Genomic DNA, 17,135 nt, shown 5'->3' with positions numbered 1-17,135 from the left:
ACCAGAGGGATTTGCGCAGGTGTCACTTTCCGTAGCGCGCGAACGCACCCCAATCTGCGGGTTCGCCGAATTCGGCGGTGTCAGGCGGCAGGGAGGCGCACCAGTCCTCGAGAATCAGTTTAGTCACGAACGGCAGGGACAGCCGGGGGCTCAGGGTCTGGACGAACTGGCGCAGTTCGGCGCCGGTCGCTGTGCGCAGCCAGGTCCGAGTGGCGCGGACCAGCTCGGTTCCGTCGTGGTGCTGCGGCGCGTCTGAGGTGAGCAGTTTGCCTATGAATAGGAACGAAACGATGTCGCGTACCGGCCACAGGCTCGCCGAGACCGACCGAAATCCGGCTTCGAGCAGTGCGTGCGGGAGGCCGACGCTCTCGTCGACCAGGGTGGTGGCCGCGCGGGCGCCCCAGCAGCTGTTCACGACGGCGAGTTCGCGTTCGTGCCGTGGCAACCGGGCCAGGTGGTCGACGACCAGGGTGCCGTCCCCGAATTGCAGCCCGGCTCCGTAATCGGTGGAGGGGTGTGCGTGTCCGCTCAGGATCAGGATGCGGGCCGAGGCGGCGGCGGTCAGGACTGCCGCGCAGTCTTGCCCGTCCAGGACCGTATACGCGGGTCTGCATGCCTGGATTACCGCCTGCTCGGCGCGCAGGAAGGGCAGGTCGTCGGCGGTGGCGACTGCGGCGACTCCGGCATCGGTTGCCGGCGTAGTGGGCCGACTCGTCGCGCCGGATAGTCCGGGTACGACACTGATCTCGATGCGGTCGTCGGCCCAGTCTCGGGTTCGCGAACCTGCGGCGTGCACGGGTAGCAATGCCAGTGTTCCGGTGGGGATCACGAGCCACCGCTTGTGGTTGGGCAGCGCCTGTTCGATGGGGGTGACGAGCGCGCTCTGCAGCCACCTGGCCACATGGCGGATTCCGTTCCGGTCGCCGAGCAGCGTCGGAGCCACACGGGCGCGCGCGAGGGTGAGCCTGGGCAGTTCGATTGCGGGGATGGGTCCCGCGGTGGTCACCGGGATCGCGGCGCCGCCGTGCGTTCCGGCCAGCACGTACACCGCCAGCTGTCCCGGTGCCAGTGCCGCGGTCAGGTTCTGGATCCGTGGGCGGGCGGCGAACTCGGGGTCGTGGTGTTGGCGAATGGGTTCGATCGCCGCCGACAGGCGGGCGCGCGCGGCAACGGCGTCGGCGATGGAGGCGAACCCGGAGTTGTACAGGCGGCGCGTGCGCAGGTAGTGCTGTACCGCGTCCCGGAACCGAAGGCGCAGCTCCAGTGCCACGGCAGCGTCAGGTTCGGTGGGGACGGACCTCTCAGGTAGCAAGTGGTTGCGCAATGTTTCGATCGCGCTGACCGCTGCAGCTTCTCCGTGGCCCCGAAGGATCACAATCGGTGCGACCGCGACGAACTTCTCGATCACGCCCAAGTGGATGCGGCGCTGGCGGGCGCTCCACGAGGTGCCGGCGAGCGCAGTCCACACGATGTCGATCAAGGTGTCCATCTCGTCGGCGGCTTCCGCGGCCGGCATCAGCCGTGCGTCGACACAGTCGGCTAGGCGGCATCCGAGATTGGTTACGTAGAGCAGGTATTGGGGATTCGATCGCGAGGTCAGCGCGAGCGCGGCGCGATGGAGTTCGATCGATTCGGTCAGGGCGTCGCGTACCTGGCGGCCGGCGTGCACCGAGTCGGCGAGGCGGTTGCCGAGGTTGAACAACATCATGGCGCGGTCGGGGTGCCCGGGTGGTGTTCGGGCGAGGGCGCGGCGTTGCAGTTGGAGTGCTTCTTTCAGGTGTGCTGCTGGCAGAGCTCCGGATTCGACAGTTGCGGCGATGCCGGAGGCGAGACCGTCCAGGAACGAGGCGTGGTGCGGGTTTGTGGCAGCGGTTGTGGCCGTTGCGGCGCGGAGCAGGTCGACGGCTTCTCGTCGTGCGTCGTCGCTGAGGGTGCCGAGATCGGCTGCGCGCCTAAGGATGACTGCGAGGTTGCTCGCCCGGTCGGCGTATTTGTCGTTCGGGCGCCGGGTCAGTTCGAGCGATTCCCTGGCCCAGGCGACCGCTTCTGTGACGTCTTCGATCGGGAGAATGCCGCCTTCGACGGCGTCGAGTATCCGTGCGGCCAGACCAGCGGCGACAGCGGCCCGGTGCGGGTGTCCGACCGGGGTCAGGGCCATCGCCTGCCGTTGCAGGTCCAGGGCTTTGGCGAGGTCGGAGGTCGGCAGTATTCCGGTCGACACGCCGTCGAAGATCCGGGCCGCGGTGGCGGCGAAGTAGACCGCGCGTTTGTGATCGGAGCCGAAGTCCCAGGTTTCGAGGGCGTAGAGCATGTCGAGCACGTCTCGGTAGCGGGATTCGTTCACGATCCCGAGGGCGACGCCGCGAGCCACGCCGGCGGCAAGGTTGATTACCCGATCCGGGCGGTTGACCTGCAGCGCGGGTGTGGAGTCCAGCGCGCGTTGCCGATGGTCGATCGCGTCCAGATAGGTGTCGGCGAGCTCGAGCCCAGCGTCGAGGGCTTGGCTGATGCGGTTGCCGAGATTGTTCTGACATGCCATCCGCGCGGCGTCGCTCGCCTGCGCCAAAGCCTCGTGCTGGAAGGCGACCGCCCGGCCGAGCAGGGCGGCGCGTGCGACACCCGCCGTGACGGCTTCGGCCATCACAGCGCTGGCGGTGTGAAGGTAGACGAATCTGCGGGGGCTGCCGCAGTCGCGTCGGACCACAGTCCAGGCGTGAAACACAGCTTCACGCAACGCCTCGCGCGGTAGCACGGAATGCATGACGGCGTTGGAGATCATGTTCGCCAGATCCGACTGGTAGTCGCATCGGATCGCGCAGGTCGAATGCGCCGCCGCTGCGGCCGCGCGCTGGGCTCGCAACGCGTGCTCGAGGTCGCGCGCGGGCAGGCGTCCGGCGCCGACGCACGCGGCGACGACATGAGCGAACCACGCCCGATGCCGGGCCAGGAGTTCCCCAGAGGAAGCACTACGCTCAGTTGCTTCGAGGGCGGACCGGGCCAGCGCCACGGCGGGAGTCAGCAGCCAGCCGCAGCCGGTTCCGCGGTACTCGTCAAGCAACGTCTTGCTGTGCTTCTGCATCGTTGCGGCGTTGTCGAACTCCGATCGGGCCTTCAGCACCAGACGATGCTGGCGGATCGCCCGAACGATTCCGACTCGCTGGGCCGCGCTGAGGAGTTGCTCGACCTCGGCGGCCCAATCGGCAGAGATACCCGGCGACGTGAACAGCGATACGTGCGCGACGGCAGGCGCGACAGCACGAGAAGGCCAGGATTCGACTGCTGACAGATTTTCCCACAGCTGCTCCGCTGGCAACCGGAGCAGCGCCCATACAGCCTCCAGCTCGTCGCTGTCGCAGCCGTTTCGTACCAGCAGCGTGATCTTGTGCGCTGCCGCCAGCTCCGGGCTTCGGTTGTCCTCGGCAGCCAGCTGCTCGATCGCGGTCAGGATGAACCCCGACAGACCGTGCAGTTCGGGTCCGGAGGCCAGGGCCGTGGCGGCGTCGACGACGAGGGCGCGTCGTTCGTCCCAGCTGTCGGCCAGGTACGCGGCGCACGCCGCGCTCAGGGCTTCGGCGAGCGGGAACTGCCTATGCGCGGCCTCGACCCCGATCCGCACACTCTGCCGGATCATCGAGGCCAGCAGCGGGTCGCGGTCCAGGCAGGCCAGGGCGATGCGATCATCGATCAGATCAGTTCGAGCCGCCAGCAGTTTCCAGCGGTCAGGCCAGGGACTTCGCAACAAGTCGTCGAGCTCTGCCCACACAGTCAATGCAGTGATTGCCGATTCCGAAGGCACATCGGCTCGGGCGCGTTCGCATAAGGCCTGCACCGGATCGACCGCGGTCGAGTCGTCGCGAAAATTGAAGGTAGCGACCATCACATCTACGATATCGGTGCGGAGTGCAGGGCGTCAGGTGGACAGAGATGACCCGCGTGGCAACTGGGATTCGATTGTGCTGGTTCCGGTTTGACTATCTCGCAGACGTAGCCGATCAAGAAGTGCCTGCTCGGCCGCTACTATCGCGGCTAGCTGGGCCGCAGGTGGTCTCGTCGTCTGATCGTCAGCACCGTCCAGCGCGCGGAGCAGTTCGTTGAGCCCATCCCGAACCTCATTGAGCCACGGATCTTGCCAAGCTCGACGCACTGCTTCGATTCCGCACTGCACCAAGGGGTCGGTGGTTGGCGGTGCGGAGGGGATCGTCAGTACCACCATATCGGCCATACGCGCCCATGATCCCGTGCCGACGATGCTGTCCACGGCGTCGACGATCGGCCCGAGTGCGTTCGAGAAAGTGGAACCTGGCAGACGCATTGCCACCGAGTGCCCAGAGGCGTCATTGCGCCGCTCGATCTCGAGATCTGCGTGTGTTTCGAGCGCGAGCGTTCTCGCGGCCGCCTCGACGTAGTCCAGGACGGCTTGCCAAGGATCGGCCTCCGCGGCTGTAGTCAGCAGTGTTTCCAGCAAGGCAAGTCTCGCTGGCTGAACTCCGTTGCACCAATCCAGGATTCGGGGCTCGACGTCCAGGACCTCCGATGTGGCAGTGGAGAGATTCTGGATGACCCAATGCTTGACGGCGTCGCGGCGGCGCTGCTTCAGTACAGACTCGTAGAAGAGCTCGAGGCGGCCCGCGACTATCGAGGCGTTACTAGGTAGGAGCCGTGAACGCGCCTGGGCCCACCGAGCGAAGTCGTCGTATGCGCCGGCTGCAAGGAGGTCGACGGCGAGTTGTCCGGAAGCGAGGGCCTTCACGGAATTGGTTCTGTGCGGATCCACAGCGCCTAGTTCGGCAAGAAACATCCCTCGCAGCAGTGCGTCGACGGTCGGCGACGGTTCGGTGTGCTCGCCGAACAAGACCTGAAGGACACCATCTGCGGCGCAGTGCTTTGCCTGGACCTTGCTGCTCTTCCAGTCGCCGCGCCACTCGGGTTGCCCGGCGACGCGGAGCGTAACGGTAGCGCGGAATTTCTTCTCGTGGTCGCGGCCTTGCTGTTCGAAGTCGACGTGGAACTCCGCTTTGACCTTTGCGCAATACTCCTGTAGTTGGGTGGTTGGGTCGACCTGCGGGGTGAATGAGGCAAGCCATCTAGCAAGGAATGCGGGCTGGCGCTCCATCAACAGGTCGCCATTGGCGCGCCATGCAGCGCCGATGAGCGACTGCGCGACGTCGGATTTGATCGATGGAGTCAACGCGGTGCCGGAGGATCGGAGTACGCCGGTCGCGAGTGGCATCGTGTCGAACAGCTTCGCCACCGTTTCATCAGCAACTGAGGGTGAGGCGACGGTCTCTGGTGGCAGTCGAAATGTGGTGTCGAAGGCACGCAGCGCGCAGTGATGGCGAACCAAATGCGTCAGCGCTTCGGAGCCCTCCGTGGCCAATGCACCGTAATCGTTTTGTCGTGCTTCGGCCACTACGCGCGGATGTTCATGTACCCAAGAACGGTGAGTCAAAGCCTGACTGATCAGGCCTGCATCGGCGACCTCAAAGGCCTTTTGGGCCCACTCGCGTGCTACAGCATGCTGGGGAAGATTCGCACGATAGGGCATCGGCAACGTCGATTTGTTCGGCCCGGCGACCGTCGGCTTCGCAGGGACGATCGCCGGCAGATATCGCAGAACATAGGCACGCGCGGCCTGCGCCCTCGCTGCTTTGCTCGAACCTGCAGTGGCCTCCGCCGAACGGCCGTTAACCTCGACTGTCACCGTGAATTGCTTGTTGTGGTCGGGGCCGGACTCCCTACGGGTATAGGTTGGTGGACGCTTGGTGTGGGAATCGAGCAGTGTGTGCCAGTCCGGCTCTGGACTGCGTGGTTCGAACGAAACCAACTCGAGGAGCTCGTCGGCAGGCCTCTGGGACGCAGTGACAATCGACAGCGCTCCAAGGATCTGCATCGCGACAGTTTCGGGGGCGCGGCTGTTCGAGCCACCGGCCAGGAGCGCGGCTTCACCTTTACCGAAGAAGCCGAGGTTGTTGGCTGCCACCCATGCCCCGAGTGCGGATCGGGCCTGGCTATGAGCGGCGAGCGCCGCACTGACCTCTACGTTCGAAGTGAAGTCGCCACGTTGGGCTTTGACACGGTCGAGCAGCGCCGTGCGCATCCAACCCCAACCGAGACTGGCGAGGACATCGAGGGCCTCGGCGCTGACGGGACCATCTGGCATCGACTCATATAGGTAGCTGCGGTGTAGGCAGGCCCACCGCACCCATCGCATCCCATCATCGTCGAGACCGATGTCGAGTTTGGCGATTTCGCGGATGAGGGCACTCGTGAATCCCCCCGGCGATTCCGGAGGCTTCATCTCTTGAGGAAGGATGAAGTCTGTGAGTTCGAAGAAGTACCCGCAGGAGTTGCGTGAGCGGGCGGTGCGGATGGTCGCGGAGGTCCGCGACCAGCACGAGTCGGAGTGGGTGGCGATCGGGGCGGTCGCCGAGTTGCTGGGAGTCGGGACCGCGGAGACGGTCCGCAAATGGGTGCGCCAAGGTCAGGTCGATGCCGGCGCGCGGGCCGGGGTCACCACTGAGGAGTCCGCGGAGCTGAAACGGTTGCGCCGGGAGAACGCGGAACTCAAGCGCGCCAACGCAATTCTGAAATCGGCGTCGGTTTTCTTCGCGGCCGAACTGGACCGGCCCCAGCGCTGATCGTCGAATACATCAGCGACCACCAGGGTCACCGCGTCGACGGTGGCCTGCGATGGGGTGTCGAGTCGATCTGCGCCGCGCTCACCGAGCTCGGCGTCAAGATCGCCCCATCAACCTACTACGAACACCGCCGGGGACTTCCGAGCAAACTCCGACAGCGCGACGAGGAGCTGACGGTGGAGATCACGCGGGTGCACCGCGAGAACTACGGCGTCTACGGCGCCCGGAAAGTATGGCTGCAACTCAACCGTGAGGGCATCGAGGTGGCTCGATGCACCGTCGAGCGGCTGATGCGCCGGCACGGGCTACGAGGCGCGGTCCGCGGCCGGGTCAAACGCACCACGATCGCCGATCCGGCCGCGGAGCGGCCGCAGGATCTGGTGCGACGCAAGTTCGCGCCGGCAGCACCGAACCGGCTGTGGGTAGCCGACATGACCTATGTGTCGACCTGGTCGGGCTGGGTCTACGTGGCGTTCGTGATCGACGCCTACGCGCGCAGGATCATCGGCTGGCGCACCGGCACCACGATGACGACAGAGCTGGTGCTCGACGCGATCGAGCACGCGATATGGACCCGGGAACGAGCGGGCTGGGACGTGAAAGATGTTGTCCACCACACAGATAGGGGCGCTCAATACACCTCGATCGCCTTCTCTGAGCGGCTCGCAGAGGCCGGGATCCAGCCCAGCGTCGGTGCGGTGGGATCGAGCTACGACAACGCCCTCGCCGAGACGATCAACGGCCTCTACAAGACCGAGGTGATCAAACCCCGCGGCCCGTGGCGCAACGCAGATCAGGTCGAGTTCGCCACCGCCGAATGGGTCGATTGGTTCAACCACCGGCGCCTCTACCAGTACTGCGGCGACGTGCCACCGGCAGAGATGGAGGCCGCCTACTACGCTCAACACCCAGCCCAGCACCTGGCCGGGCTGTCACATCAGTAAGTCTCCGGACATGCCGGGGGGATTCACTCGAGGCATCCGGCAACCACGGCGAGTCTGGCGCCTGAGGGTAGGAAGTGCTCCAATACGTCGGTTGAACGGAGCACTGTTCAGTATTCGACGAAGTTACCGACCCCGAGCGCTTCGTGCCTCCGGCGTCAGCCGGCTGGGATGGTTGCAGTTCGTGCTGCAGCCATGGTCGGAACACCGGTGTTCGCCCTGAGCGGACCAGTCGCTCGATCTCGAGGGCCTCTTGGGACCACGTATCCCGGCCTGACAGAACCAATCTGCTGCGCAGACGTGCCAATGACCTCAGCAGCTTCGTGACAGGGATCGACTGATCACGGTTTATCGCGACCTTCCGGGTGAGCGCCGCAGCCTGGAGTCGCAACGCCATCTTGTGCAGCGGCTCAGGCGGGGGAGGGTTGCCGAGGGCGGAGATACCGACCCACTTGTTTCCGAAGCTGTAGGCCGTCATCCGATCGACCAGCTATCCGGCAGCACTCAACGCGATCCTTCCCTGCATGCCCACCAACGCTAGCACTGTGGCGCGTCGATCGAGTGCCAATCAAGATCATGGCTACATGGCGCTGGTGGTCGTGTCAACGAGGTCCGGCCAGAGTCCATGTTCCGGAGCTCAACCGGAGAACCTCGAACCGCTCCTCTCCGCACGGAACCCGCACGGATCGAACGGGCCGACCGGGTGTGGTCTGACGCCGGATCGGAGGAGCTGACCGAGTATTGTCTCCGGGAAGGCTGCGGGTCGCGCGCACCATTCCCATTGGCGATGCAACATCGGTGCGGCCGTCACTTTGCCGCCAAAGTGATCGAGGTTCGGCCTGGAAACGTCAGCGATCGCGACCGCCGGATCAGCGGCAGAGGAGCCCGAACAAGCGCACAGGCCGCGATGAAGCTTGACCGGATCCAGTGGTCGGCGACCTCATCGTCGTGACCGTTTGCGAATTCAGGGTGGCGTGAGATTGGTCGGCGGTGCGTGGCTGGAAACCTTCAGCTAGGCCGGGTGTGATCTGTGATCGCTGGTGGAGGTCGTATGGCTCGTGCCAGTGTGACCGTGCTGGTCACGCGTGCGGTACTGGTAGCTGTGCCAGTTGACTATTAGACTTAGACGAATCGGCTAGCCAGCATGCGAACATGAACTCGGATCGGCGAGCGAGCGTGTGAGAAGAAGCTCGCCGAGCGCCCGTACTTACGATGGTGTAGACCCTATCCGGCAGGGCTAAGAGGTGGCAGATGGACGACTGCGCCCGGTTCCAGAAGCTTGCTAGCAATATCGCAAGAAGAAAGTTGCGGAACGGCGGCCCCACCCTAACCTGGTCCGCAGACGACGGAACAACCTTGACGGGATGGCTGATTGAGCAGGTCGAATCCCGCCGGGATACGAAATACAACGACACTCACGACTGGTGCGACGACTGGTTCGATCTTGAGTATGCGCTCGGTACAGACGGGAAAGTCTACGCATATCGATTCTGGATGTACCAAGATGATCACACGTCGAAAGAAGCGGGAGCGACGCTAGAAGAAGTGAATATCGATTCTTTTGCCGGCAGTGGGCGCAGGCCGTTCGGCAATTGGACTCAGAAGATCAAGCAGCTAGATATCGACCCCCAAAGAGGTGTAGGTCAATGCTCAAGTGTGAAAAGCACTACGTCCCGCTCCAGAAATGCCAAGCCTGCAACGGGCAGCCCAGACGTTCAGGCGGAACGTGTAGTGTCTGTAGAAACACCGGCCTCGTATGTCCCCAGTGTGGTGGATACTGGAAGCGTTAAAGGTGGGCAGGAATTAACCGAGGATGAGTACCGCCGAGGGTGCACCGCCCAGGCTGAGCGTGAACTGCTTGAGCTCGCAAGGAAGACCGCACTTAGCCGGTATGGCTTGCCTACCGACGTCGATGACCCAACCGTAAAAGGTTGGATCATTCAACGACGTCTCATGAGCACAGGCGAGGACCATAGGTCATACTGGGACTTCGAACATCGAGCTGTCTTGGGAACTGACGGCCGCCTGTACAAAGGTACTTGCGACCAAGAGTTCGGGAAGTCTAATTGGAGAAAAGAGACAGAATTATACCGTGTCATGGCGTCCAGTGAATACGAGGAATGGGATGCAGCTTATCTAATGACCGATATGGGTGACAGGATAGTCGCCGAGCGCTTGCCGAAGTACATATTTCCCTATACGTCGGGCCTGAGGCAGGCACTGTGTCTAAGTGGCGAATCATCAGGACCGCCGATGGATTCTGGTGCTTCAGACCCGGGTCCGCGAGTCGAATACGCGTCCTCAGTAGGGTTCGAGAGCGAAATGCTTAGATCGAAGTCCGAATGGGATCGCGGTCTTACGGTTACTGCCATCCGTGCATTTCTAATGTCTGCTTGCATTACATTGGTGATTTGCGTTGCTCTGTTCGTAATCGTGGCCGTGTTCTTCTAGGGAAGCTCCGGCGCTGGGGCACCCGCGTTCCGGTGACCGCGTGTCGAGCGCACGGTGGCGAAGTGCGGAGTCCGCGGCTCGCGTTCGTCGGCGAGGGAAACTGTTCTGCCCGGTCCGGCTCTGTAGGGACGAATGTGATCCGAGCTCGCGATCTACCAGGTGGTGGAATGACAGAACCCTGGCCCTGCTCAACAGGTGCCTGCCACGCCCAGCTCACCGACTGGCGGAATGGCGCCCAATTGGTCGGGAGGAAGGACCGGCAAGGACCGAGCGATTTTCCGCGCCTACCGAGAACGCAGGCCCGGGCTGATGTGCTGGTTAGCGGCGACACGGTCGGTGCGAAGGTCGCCGTACTCGGGTTTCGCCAGTGTGGTCCGGCGCCGACGTCCCTGTCGTCGCGAACTTCGCGTTGCGATCGCAGGAGCGATCGCAACGCGCGACCGAGAGCACGCGGCGCGGTTGTAGGCGCTGTCGAAGCGTTCGGAGTCGCGCCACCGTGCTCGGCTGGGACCGACGGGACTCGCATGATCGCGGACATGATGGTGTTCGGCCGATGCGCGATCGAGTGCATTAGCGTTGCGGTGTCCGTGCCTTTTCGTCGCCGACGGGCCATAGGTCGGTCAGGACCGCCTGTGCCGAAGTTGCGTGCGACTCGCACCGGCAGCACGGCCACAAGCGGCCGGGGGCGGCCGGTGTTGTGGCCCGGACTTCGTATCTGGGCTGCGGAGTCGAGTATTAGGATCCAAGATCGTGATCAGCCCCTGCAGGCAGGACGGCCTTGTCAACTACTTCCACCTGCTCGGCTGTGTTATCCGGTGCGGATGTTCGGGCTTCGGTGGCGTGGCCGTCAAGGGTGAGTGTGCCGCGGCGTCGTTGTTCGGCTCGATGCCGATCGAGTTCACGCTGTAGGTCCTGTGTTCGCGCGGCCTCGAGATTGGGTCCGCGGCCACTGTCGTAGGTATCGGTGGCGGGTAGGGGTTCGGGTGTGTTGAGGGCGTGGTGCCAGCCGGGTTCGGGTCCGGCGAGTTGGGTGGCCTGGCGGTGGGCAGTGCGGTGGTTGTCGCGGGCTTGCCGGTGGCGGTATTCGGCGGTTGCTTGTTGGGTGAGGAGCTCTTCGATGCGGTTGCGAAGGGTGTTGTGTTGGCTGCGGCGGCGGGGTGTGTTCGTGAGTTGTTTTCGGGCGTCTGCGAGCTGGGCGCGGGCCGTGGCGAGGTCGCGGGTGGCGGTGGTGAGGCCGTCGGCGGTTTGGCGCGCGCGGCGGATGGCGTCTTGAGCGGCTTGGTGGCGTTCGGCGAGCGCCTCGGTATTCGGGTGTTCGGCGGTGGTTGCGAATGGTTCGTGGATCGCTGTCTGGGATTCTGGAGCGGCGAGCGTGCGTTCGAGGTTGGTGATGGTTTCGGCGAGTTCGTCGTCGGTGAGTAGTGCGAGAGGGTTGTCGGTGGTGTGGTGGTCGGGTTCGGGGGCGGGATCGTTGGGTAGTTGTGGTGTGGTGTGGCGGTGGTCGCGGACCCAGGTTTCGAGGAGTCTGCGGTGTCGGGCGGTTGGTAGGGCGCGCCAATCGCGGCGTAGGAGTGCGAGGGCGGTGTCGGGTGGGTGGGTTTCGGTGATGTAGGTCCAGCGGGTGTGCAGTGGGGTGGGGTGGGGATTGTCGGGGAGTCCGGGGTGGTGGTCTCGGCAGTTGGTGCAGAGGCCGTCGTCGGTGCGGCGTGGTGGTGGGGGTGAGGAGTCTGTGCGGCTGCGTTCGATGCCGCAGGATATGCAGGGCAGGGTCCGGGGGTTGGGGACGGCGGCGAGGTCGTAGTCGCGGTTTTCGCCGATAGGGTCGTCCGCTTGATTGTTGCGGTTCCATAGCCCGTCTGGGAGTGGCTTGTCGGGTGCTGTTCGGTTGTCAGGTTCGGGATTCCAGACGCCTTGCTGCAGAGATTGATGTGGTGTGCCGGGTTTTCCGTCGCTGGTGTCGAGGTAGCTGTCGGTGAGGTCGAGGCCGGCGAGGTCGTTTGCTGACATTGTGGGCGTGTGGTCGGTGGTGTCGCGGTAGCGGCGTTGATATCTGGTGCGGTAGCGATGGTGGCGCTGTTGTGCTCGCTTTGGGGTGGTGTCGTGGGTTTGGTAGACGCCGGGGTCGGTGTCGGGTGTGCAGGCGTGGATGAGTGCGGCGTGGTCGGGGTTCTGGTTTGCGAGCCATTCGAGACGGGCTTTCGCGACTTTCCAGGGGCGGTCGTACAGGGTTTGGGCGATTTCGGCGATGACCGAACGCTGCTCGGCGGTCGCTTGTGCGGCGATGGATCGGAACGCTGTCACCGCAGCAGAGACGTTGCCGGCCTGGAAGATTCCGGCGACGGATTGGATCGCCTCGGGCAGATCATTGCTCGGTGGCGGGATGTCGGGGTGCGGGCTGGCAGCTGTGGGATTGTCGTCGTCGTTGGTGGGCATGGTCGGCTCCGGGTGGTGTTCGGATTCGGTGGGGGTTGGGGTGTGGTGGGTGAGGGCGTCGATGCGCCAGGCGAGTGCGGCGGTGAGTTGGTCGGGGCGCAGGGTGGGGGCGTCGTCGGGTTGGGCGGCGAGCAGCAGTTCGTAGGCGGTGGCGAGCAGGTCACGCGGTGTCCACGAGCTGGGGGTGGCGTGGTCGATGGCGGCGACGAGGCGCGGCCAGCCGGGGTCGGCGGTGACGTGGTCGGCGAGTTCGGCACCGAGGACGGCGTTCAGGTCGGGCAGCCACTCCGGGTGCAGGACAGCACTGTGGGGGGCGTCGAGGGCGGAGGGTTCGAGCTCGAGGCGTGCCCACAACGCGGCGGCGGGCATCTCATCGGGCAGTGGCCGGCTGGCGGCGGCGGTGGTGAGCAGGGTGGTGATGTCGAGGCCGGCGCGGTGGGCGAGGTCGAGTTTGTCGGCCATGACCGGCCAGAACGGGTCCAGGGTGAGGCGGGGTTCGAGCTTTTGGGCGAGTGGCGCCCACCGGTTGGTGGCGGCGTCCGGGTCGCCGAGCAGGCGCTGGATGCGCTCGTCGAGGTCGTGTTGGTGGTCGCGTTCGAGGTTGGAGTAGCGGGCGGGCCCGGTGGGTCGGTGGTCGCGTTCGGCGACATGCAGGCCTGCACGCCAGACCGCCACCTCGCCGACGAGGTCCGTGTCGGTGGTGCTGAGGAGTGGTCGTGCCCAGGCTGGTGCGGTGGCTGGTGTCCAGTCGCGGGTGTGGTTGCGGATCTGGTCGGCGAGCTCGGTGACGATGCGCTGACGCGCCTGCAGGTGCTCGGCGAGGGGGTGATCGTCCGGGATGGGCGATATTCCGGGGAGCCACGGCAGTGGTCCGGGGCCGGTGGAGTGGTGGCCGCTGGTGTCGAGGCGCCAGTCCAGGACGGCGGCGGGGTCGTCGGCGGTGTCGAGTTCGCGCGCGTGCGCGGCCGCGCGCAGCGCGGCGAACGCGTCGTCGCCGGTCATGGCGATGATCGCCAGGTGCTGCCGAAGGACCGGGTATGCGGGGCAGTCGGTCAACCCGGGACGGATCTGCTCGGCGGCGTTGTCGAGGCGGGCGAGCCCGTCTACGCCGAGATTGTGTTCGGCGGCGATACCGAGGGTGTCGTGATAGGTGTCGACGGCACGGCCGAAACGCCGGACCGGATCGAGCGCATCCCGCAGTTGGGTGTGGGCGGATTTCTGTGCGCCGTCGCGGTCGAGAATCTGCAGGATGACCTCGACGGCGGTGCGCGGGAAGATCGCGGGTTCGGACCAGAATGACCCTTCGGTGCCGTCGAGTGCGGTGGGTAGGTAGGCGTGGTTGGCGTGTACACCGCGGGTCATGGCGACGTAGAGCTGTTGGCGCGTTTCGGAGCCGGTGAGCGCGACGTGGCAGGTGTCGGCGGTGATGCCTTGCGCGGAATCGATCGTGGCCGCATACCCGAGCCGCACATGGGCGCGCACGTATTCGGCGGGTAGCCACACAGAGGCGCCGGGTTTTCCGCCGGATCGGCGGTGGCTGGCGGTAATGCTGCCGTTGGGGTGGACGGCGGTGACGGTCCAGGTGTAGCCGTTGCGTACCCAGTCGCGGCTTCCGAGTCGTAGGCGCGGGTCGTTGTGTCGGGTGCGGATGGTGTCGCCGACCGACGCGCACAGCCCGTCGGCGAGTGGCACTTCGGCGCTCGGTGCGGTGTCGTTGCGGGTGAGTCGGTCGGCGCGGGCGCGGGCGTTGAGCGCGGTGACGGTGCCGTGGGTGGCGGCGAGCATGACTGTGTCTCGGCTGGCGAGATGATCTGCGGCCCAGGCGGTGTAGGTGTCGTCGTGGATGGCGCCGGCGTGCCCGGCGTGGATGCGGCCGTGATCGAGATACCAGCCCAGCGCGGCCGGGTCGCCCTCGCGCAGGCCGACGCTGGCGGTGGCTTCACCGCTGGCGGCGAACCGCACCACATGGGTGAGAGTGAGGGTGTGTTCGGGGGCGGCGTCGGCCATGTCGGTGTGCGCGCCGCCGCCTTCGATGGAAGCGAGCTGGTGATCGTCACCGATGCAGCGGATCGTCGCACCGCGGGCGGTGAGGAACTGCAGCAGTGTGAGGCGTTTGTGGTTGCCGAGTTTGACGTGCTCGTCGACGATCACCAACGTCTCGGCGTCGATATCGAGGACCCACTGCGGCAACGACGGCGGCAGTTCCCGGTCGAGCGCGACGTTGTTCGGGTTGGGCGTGTGGCGGGCGATGACGTCGAGGACTTTGTCGACGGTTTCCACGCGGGCACCGATCGACTCCCCGAGGACGGCTGCGGCTGCTGCGGTGGGTGCTAGTCCGAGCACGGTGCCGCCGCTGGTATGCCAGGCGTTGGTGAGGACTTTCATGGCGGTGGTTTTGCCGGATCCGGCGGGGGCGTTGGCGGTGTGGACCCGCATCCCGGCGGTCGCGAACGCTTGAATCACGCCGGCTTGGCCGGCGTTGAGCGGCCTGTCCGGAAACGCGCGATTGTGATCCTGGACCGCGGCGGTGACCAGCTCGGGGGTGATGCTGCGGCCGCCGGGTTGCACCGCGAGTTCGATCAGCGCGGCCTCGACGGCCAGCGCCGTGGTGGAGGTGTAGATCTGATCGCCCGCACGCACGTGCACATGAGCGCCGCTGCGGCGCGCCAGCGGCGCCGGAACCTTGGCGAGCATCGGCTCGGCGGTGGTGTCCGGGTCGCCGAGGGCGATCGACTGTTGCGGTGACAATGCTTCGGCAACGACTGCCGCGACGACGTGTTCCCAATCCCGGCCGATGATCTGGCCGCGGAGTTGGCGTTCGGCTTCGGCGCGCACATTGTGCTCACGCCAGGTCGACCGTTGCTCGGCCACTACCTCGAGGACCTGCCGTGCGGTGCGGGTGACCCACTCCGGTGTCGGCGTGATGCGGCCGGCCCGCGGCGGATTCAACGCCGTCGCGACCATCCGAGCGAGAGCTTCCCGCCCGCCGAACAGCGCGAGTGCCTCGGTCCGCCAGCTGGCGCGCTGCTGAGCAAGCGAGCGCAGGGCGTGTTTGGCGGGCCGGGTTTCCAGCGTGGCTTGCTGGGCGAGCCGATACATTTCCGTCGCGACCGGTTCCCGCCCGAACTGCTGCTGAAACACCGCCGCGAGCTCACCGAGTCGCACCTGCAGCGCCACCTCACGTTTGGACCACGCGTCGATCAAACGCTGCGGGATGCCGAAGATTTCGCGAATCGGTCGCTTGCCGGGATCGTGTTCGGCGCGCGGTGCGAATTCCACGCCCACGTTGTGTTCGAGGTGGTGTTCCAGGCGGGTGTTGTAGATCTCCGACACTGTCACCACTACCCGGTAGATGGCGGCGCCGTCGAGGGTGCGCCATAAGCCGTCGAGGGTGCGGACGCGGTTGGCGATCAGCACGTGAGTGTGCAGGTCGGGGTCGCCGGCGCGGCTGTCGCGATGGGTGAACCGGGCCGCGACGATGCCGTCGACATCGACCTGCCGGATCCCGTTGCGCCCCAGCCGCGTGAACACCGCGTGCCGCTCCAACCAGGCGAGAGCGTCGTCGATGGCGGCGTGATGGGCGGCTTCGATCTTCGCCGACACCGACCGCGGCGCGAGCGCCCACAGTGCGGACACCGATTTGACGGGGGAGAAGGTGATGTCGAAACCCGCGACCGCGGTGGACCGGGGGCGTGAGTTCTTGGCCACCCAACCCGATAATTCGCGCGCATCTATGGGTGCGCGCCCGTATTCGTCGCTGAACATCTCGAACGCGACATGGGTGCGGATCCGGGACCGTTCGTGGTCGGGAATGGCCGCAGTCTGGTCGTGTCCGTGCGTCGAATTGTGTTCCCGAAACGCGGTTTCGCAGCGTTTCCTGAATTCGGAAACCTCGGCATAGACCCGGAATGGGTTTCCCAATCGGGAGGCTTTGTCGGCCGCGCGTGCGGCGTCAGCGGGCTTGGCGCCGAGCGCGAGCTGCTTGTCGTACTCGCGGGCCTCGATGTCGTCGGCGTCGGGGTGGCGGCCCAGTCCGAACAGCGATTTCATCTGCGCTTCGGTCACTTCCGCGCCCCGGGCTACGCCGAGCGCGGTGAGGCCGGTGCCGTGCCATCGGCCTGGTGCTTCGCCGTGGGCGGAGTAGTAGTCGGACAGGCTGGCGCGACCGCGGTCGGAATTGTCGTTCGCGGCGACATTACGCAGGTAATACTGATAGCCGTTTCCTGCGACGACTTTATGAATCGTCGCGGTCATACCTCCAGCCAGCACCCACGCCAGCAAGAACGCCAGCCCCCGAGTTCACTTGAATAGTGGCAAATCGGCCAAAACGCCTGGTGGTGACCAAATTGTGTCCGCGCGGATCGTCCTGGAGAAGCCCAGAACCCGCCACAGGAACGGTCTGCGGTGACGTCTCGGACCGAAGCGGGACTGTCGCTTTTCCGTCTATAAACGCGGCTGTGATCCTGGATGCAAGAGGTGTGCTTGTTGAGAAGGTGAGAGGAGCGGAGGGGGAGGAGGTATGTGGAAGTGGTGGGGGTTGAGATATGAGGGTCAGGTGGTGTGGGTGTCGTGTGTGGAGGCGGAGTTGATGGCGAGTTGGTTGGTGGAGTGGGCCGTCTTGTCTGATGTGGTGGCCGGTCCGCCGCGGGAGTTGTCACCGCGACGGACCGGA

The 17,135-nt window shown here is 65.4% G+C and carries 5 protein-coding genes; 2 read left to right on the top strand and 3 right to left on the bottom strand.

Features of this window, described 5'->3' with window-relative positions:
• Positions 1-22: 22 nt before the first annotated feature.
• Both NOCYR_RS14290 and NOCYR_RS14285 read right to left on the bottom strand, forming a co-directional pair.
• Complete coding sequence (locus NOCYR_RS14290) at positions 23-3,742, bottom strand: CHAT domain-containing protein (RefSeq protein ID WP_158430164.1); 3,720 nt, start codon at positions 3,740-3,742, stop codon at positions 23-25.
• A gap of 168 nt (positions 3,743-3,910) precedes the next feature.
• On the bottom strand, positions 3,911-6,298 hold the full coding sequence (locus NOCYR_RS14285) for a putative dsRNA-binding protein (protein WP_014351093.1): 2,388 nt from the start codon (positions 6,296-6,298) through the stop codon (positions 3,911-3,913).
• A 13-nt stretch (positions 6,299-6,311) separates the two neighbouring features.
• Between NOCYR_RS14285 and NOCYR_RS14275 the strand changes: the two genes are divergently transcribed.
• Together NOCYR_RS14275 and NOCYR_RS29270 are read left to right on the top strand one after the other, a co-directional pair.
• Positions 6,312-7,582, top strand: a protein-coding gene (locus NOCYR_RS14275) for an IS3 family transposase (protein ID WP_148280499.1) whose coding sequence is annotated in 2 segments (ribosomal slippage) — positions 6,312-6,600 and positions 6,600-7,582 — 1,272 coding nt in all. Because the reading frame shifts where the segments join, the coding sequence is not laid out codon by codon here.
• Between the two features lie 1,248 nt (positions 7,583-8,830).
• Positions 8,831-10,030 carry a hypothetical protein gene (locus NOCYR_RS29270; RefSeq protein ID WP_148280636.1) on the top strand — a complete coding sequence of 400 codons (1,200 nt, stop codon included), beginning with the start codon at positions 8,831-8,833 and terminating at the stop codon, positions 10,028-10,030.
• Between the two features lie 735 nt (positions 10,031-10,765).
• Here the strand turns inward: NOCYR_RS29270 and mobF are convergent.
• Positions 10,766-16,717, bottom strand: coding sequence for a MobF family relaxase (gene mobF / locus NOCYR_RS30795; protein ID WP_148280635.1), 5,952 nt, complete (start codon positions 16,715-16,717; stop codon positions 10,766-10,768).
• Positions 16,718-17,135: the final 418 nt, after the last annotated feature.

Source organism: Nocardia cyriacigeorgica GUH-2 (assembly GCF_000284035.1).
Lineage (GTDB): Bacteria > Actinomycetota > Actinomycetes > Mycobacteriales > Mycobacteriaceae > Nocardia > Nocardia cyriacigeorgica_B.
This window is presented reverse-complemented; position numbering and strand designations above follow the sequence as displayed.

Bases quoted from the DNA above. Each gene is read 5' to 3' on its own strand.
- NOCYR_RS14285 (WP_014351093.1), bottom strand. From the start codon at position 6,298: ATGAAGCCTCCGGAATCGCCGGGGGGATTCACGAGTGCCCTCATCCGC.
- NOCYR_RS29270 (WP_148280636.1), top strand. From the start codon at position 8,831: ATGGACGACTGCGCCCGGTTCCAGAAGCTTGCTAGCAATATCGCAAGA.
- mobF (WP_148280635.1), bottom strand. From the start codon at position 16,717: ATGACCGCGACGATTCATAAAGTCGTCGCAGGAAACGGCTATCAGTAT.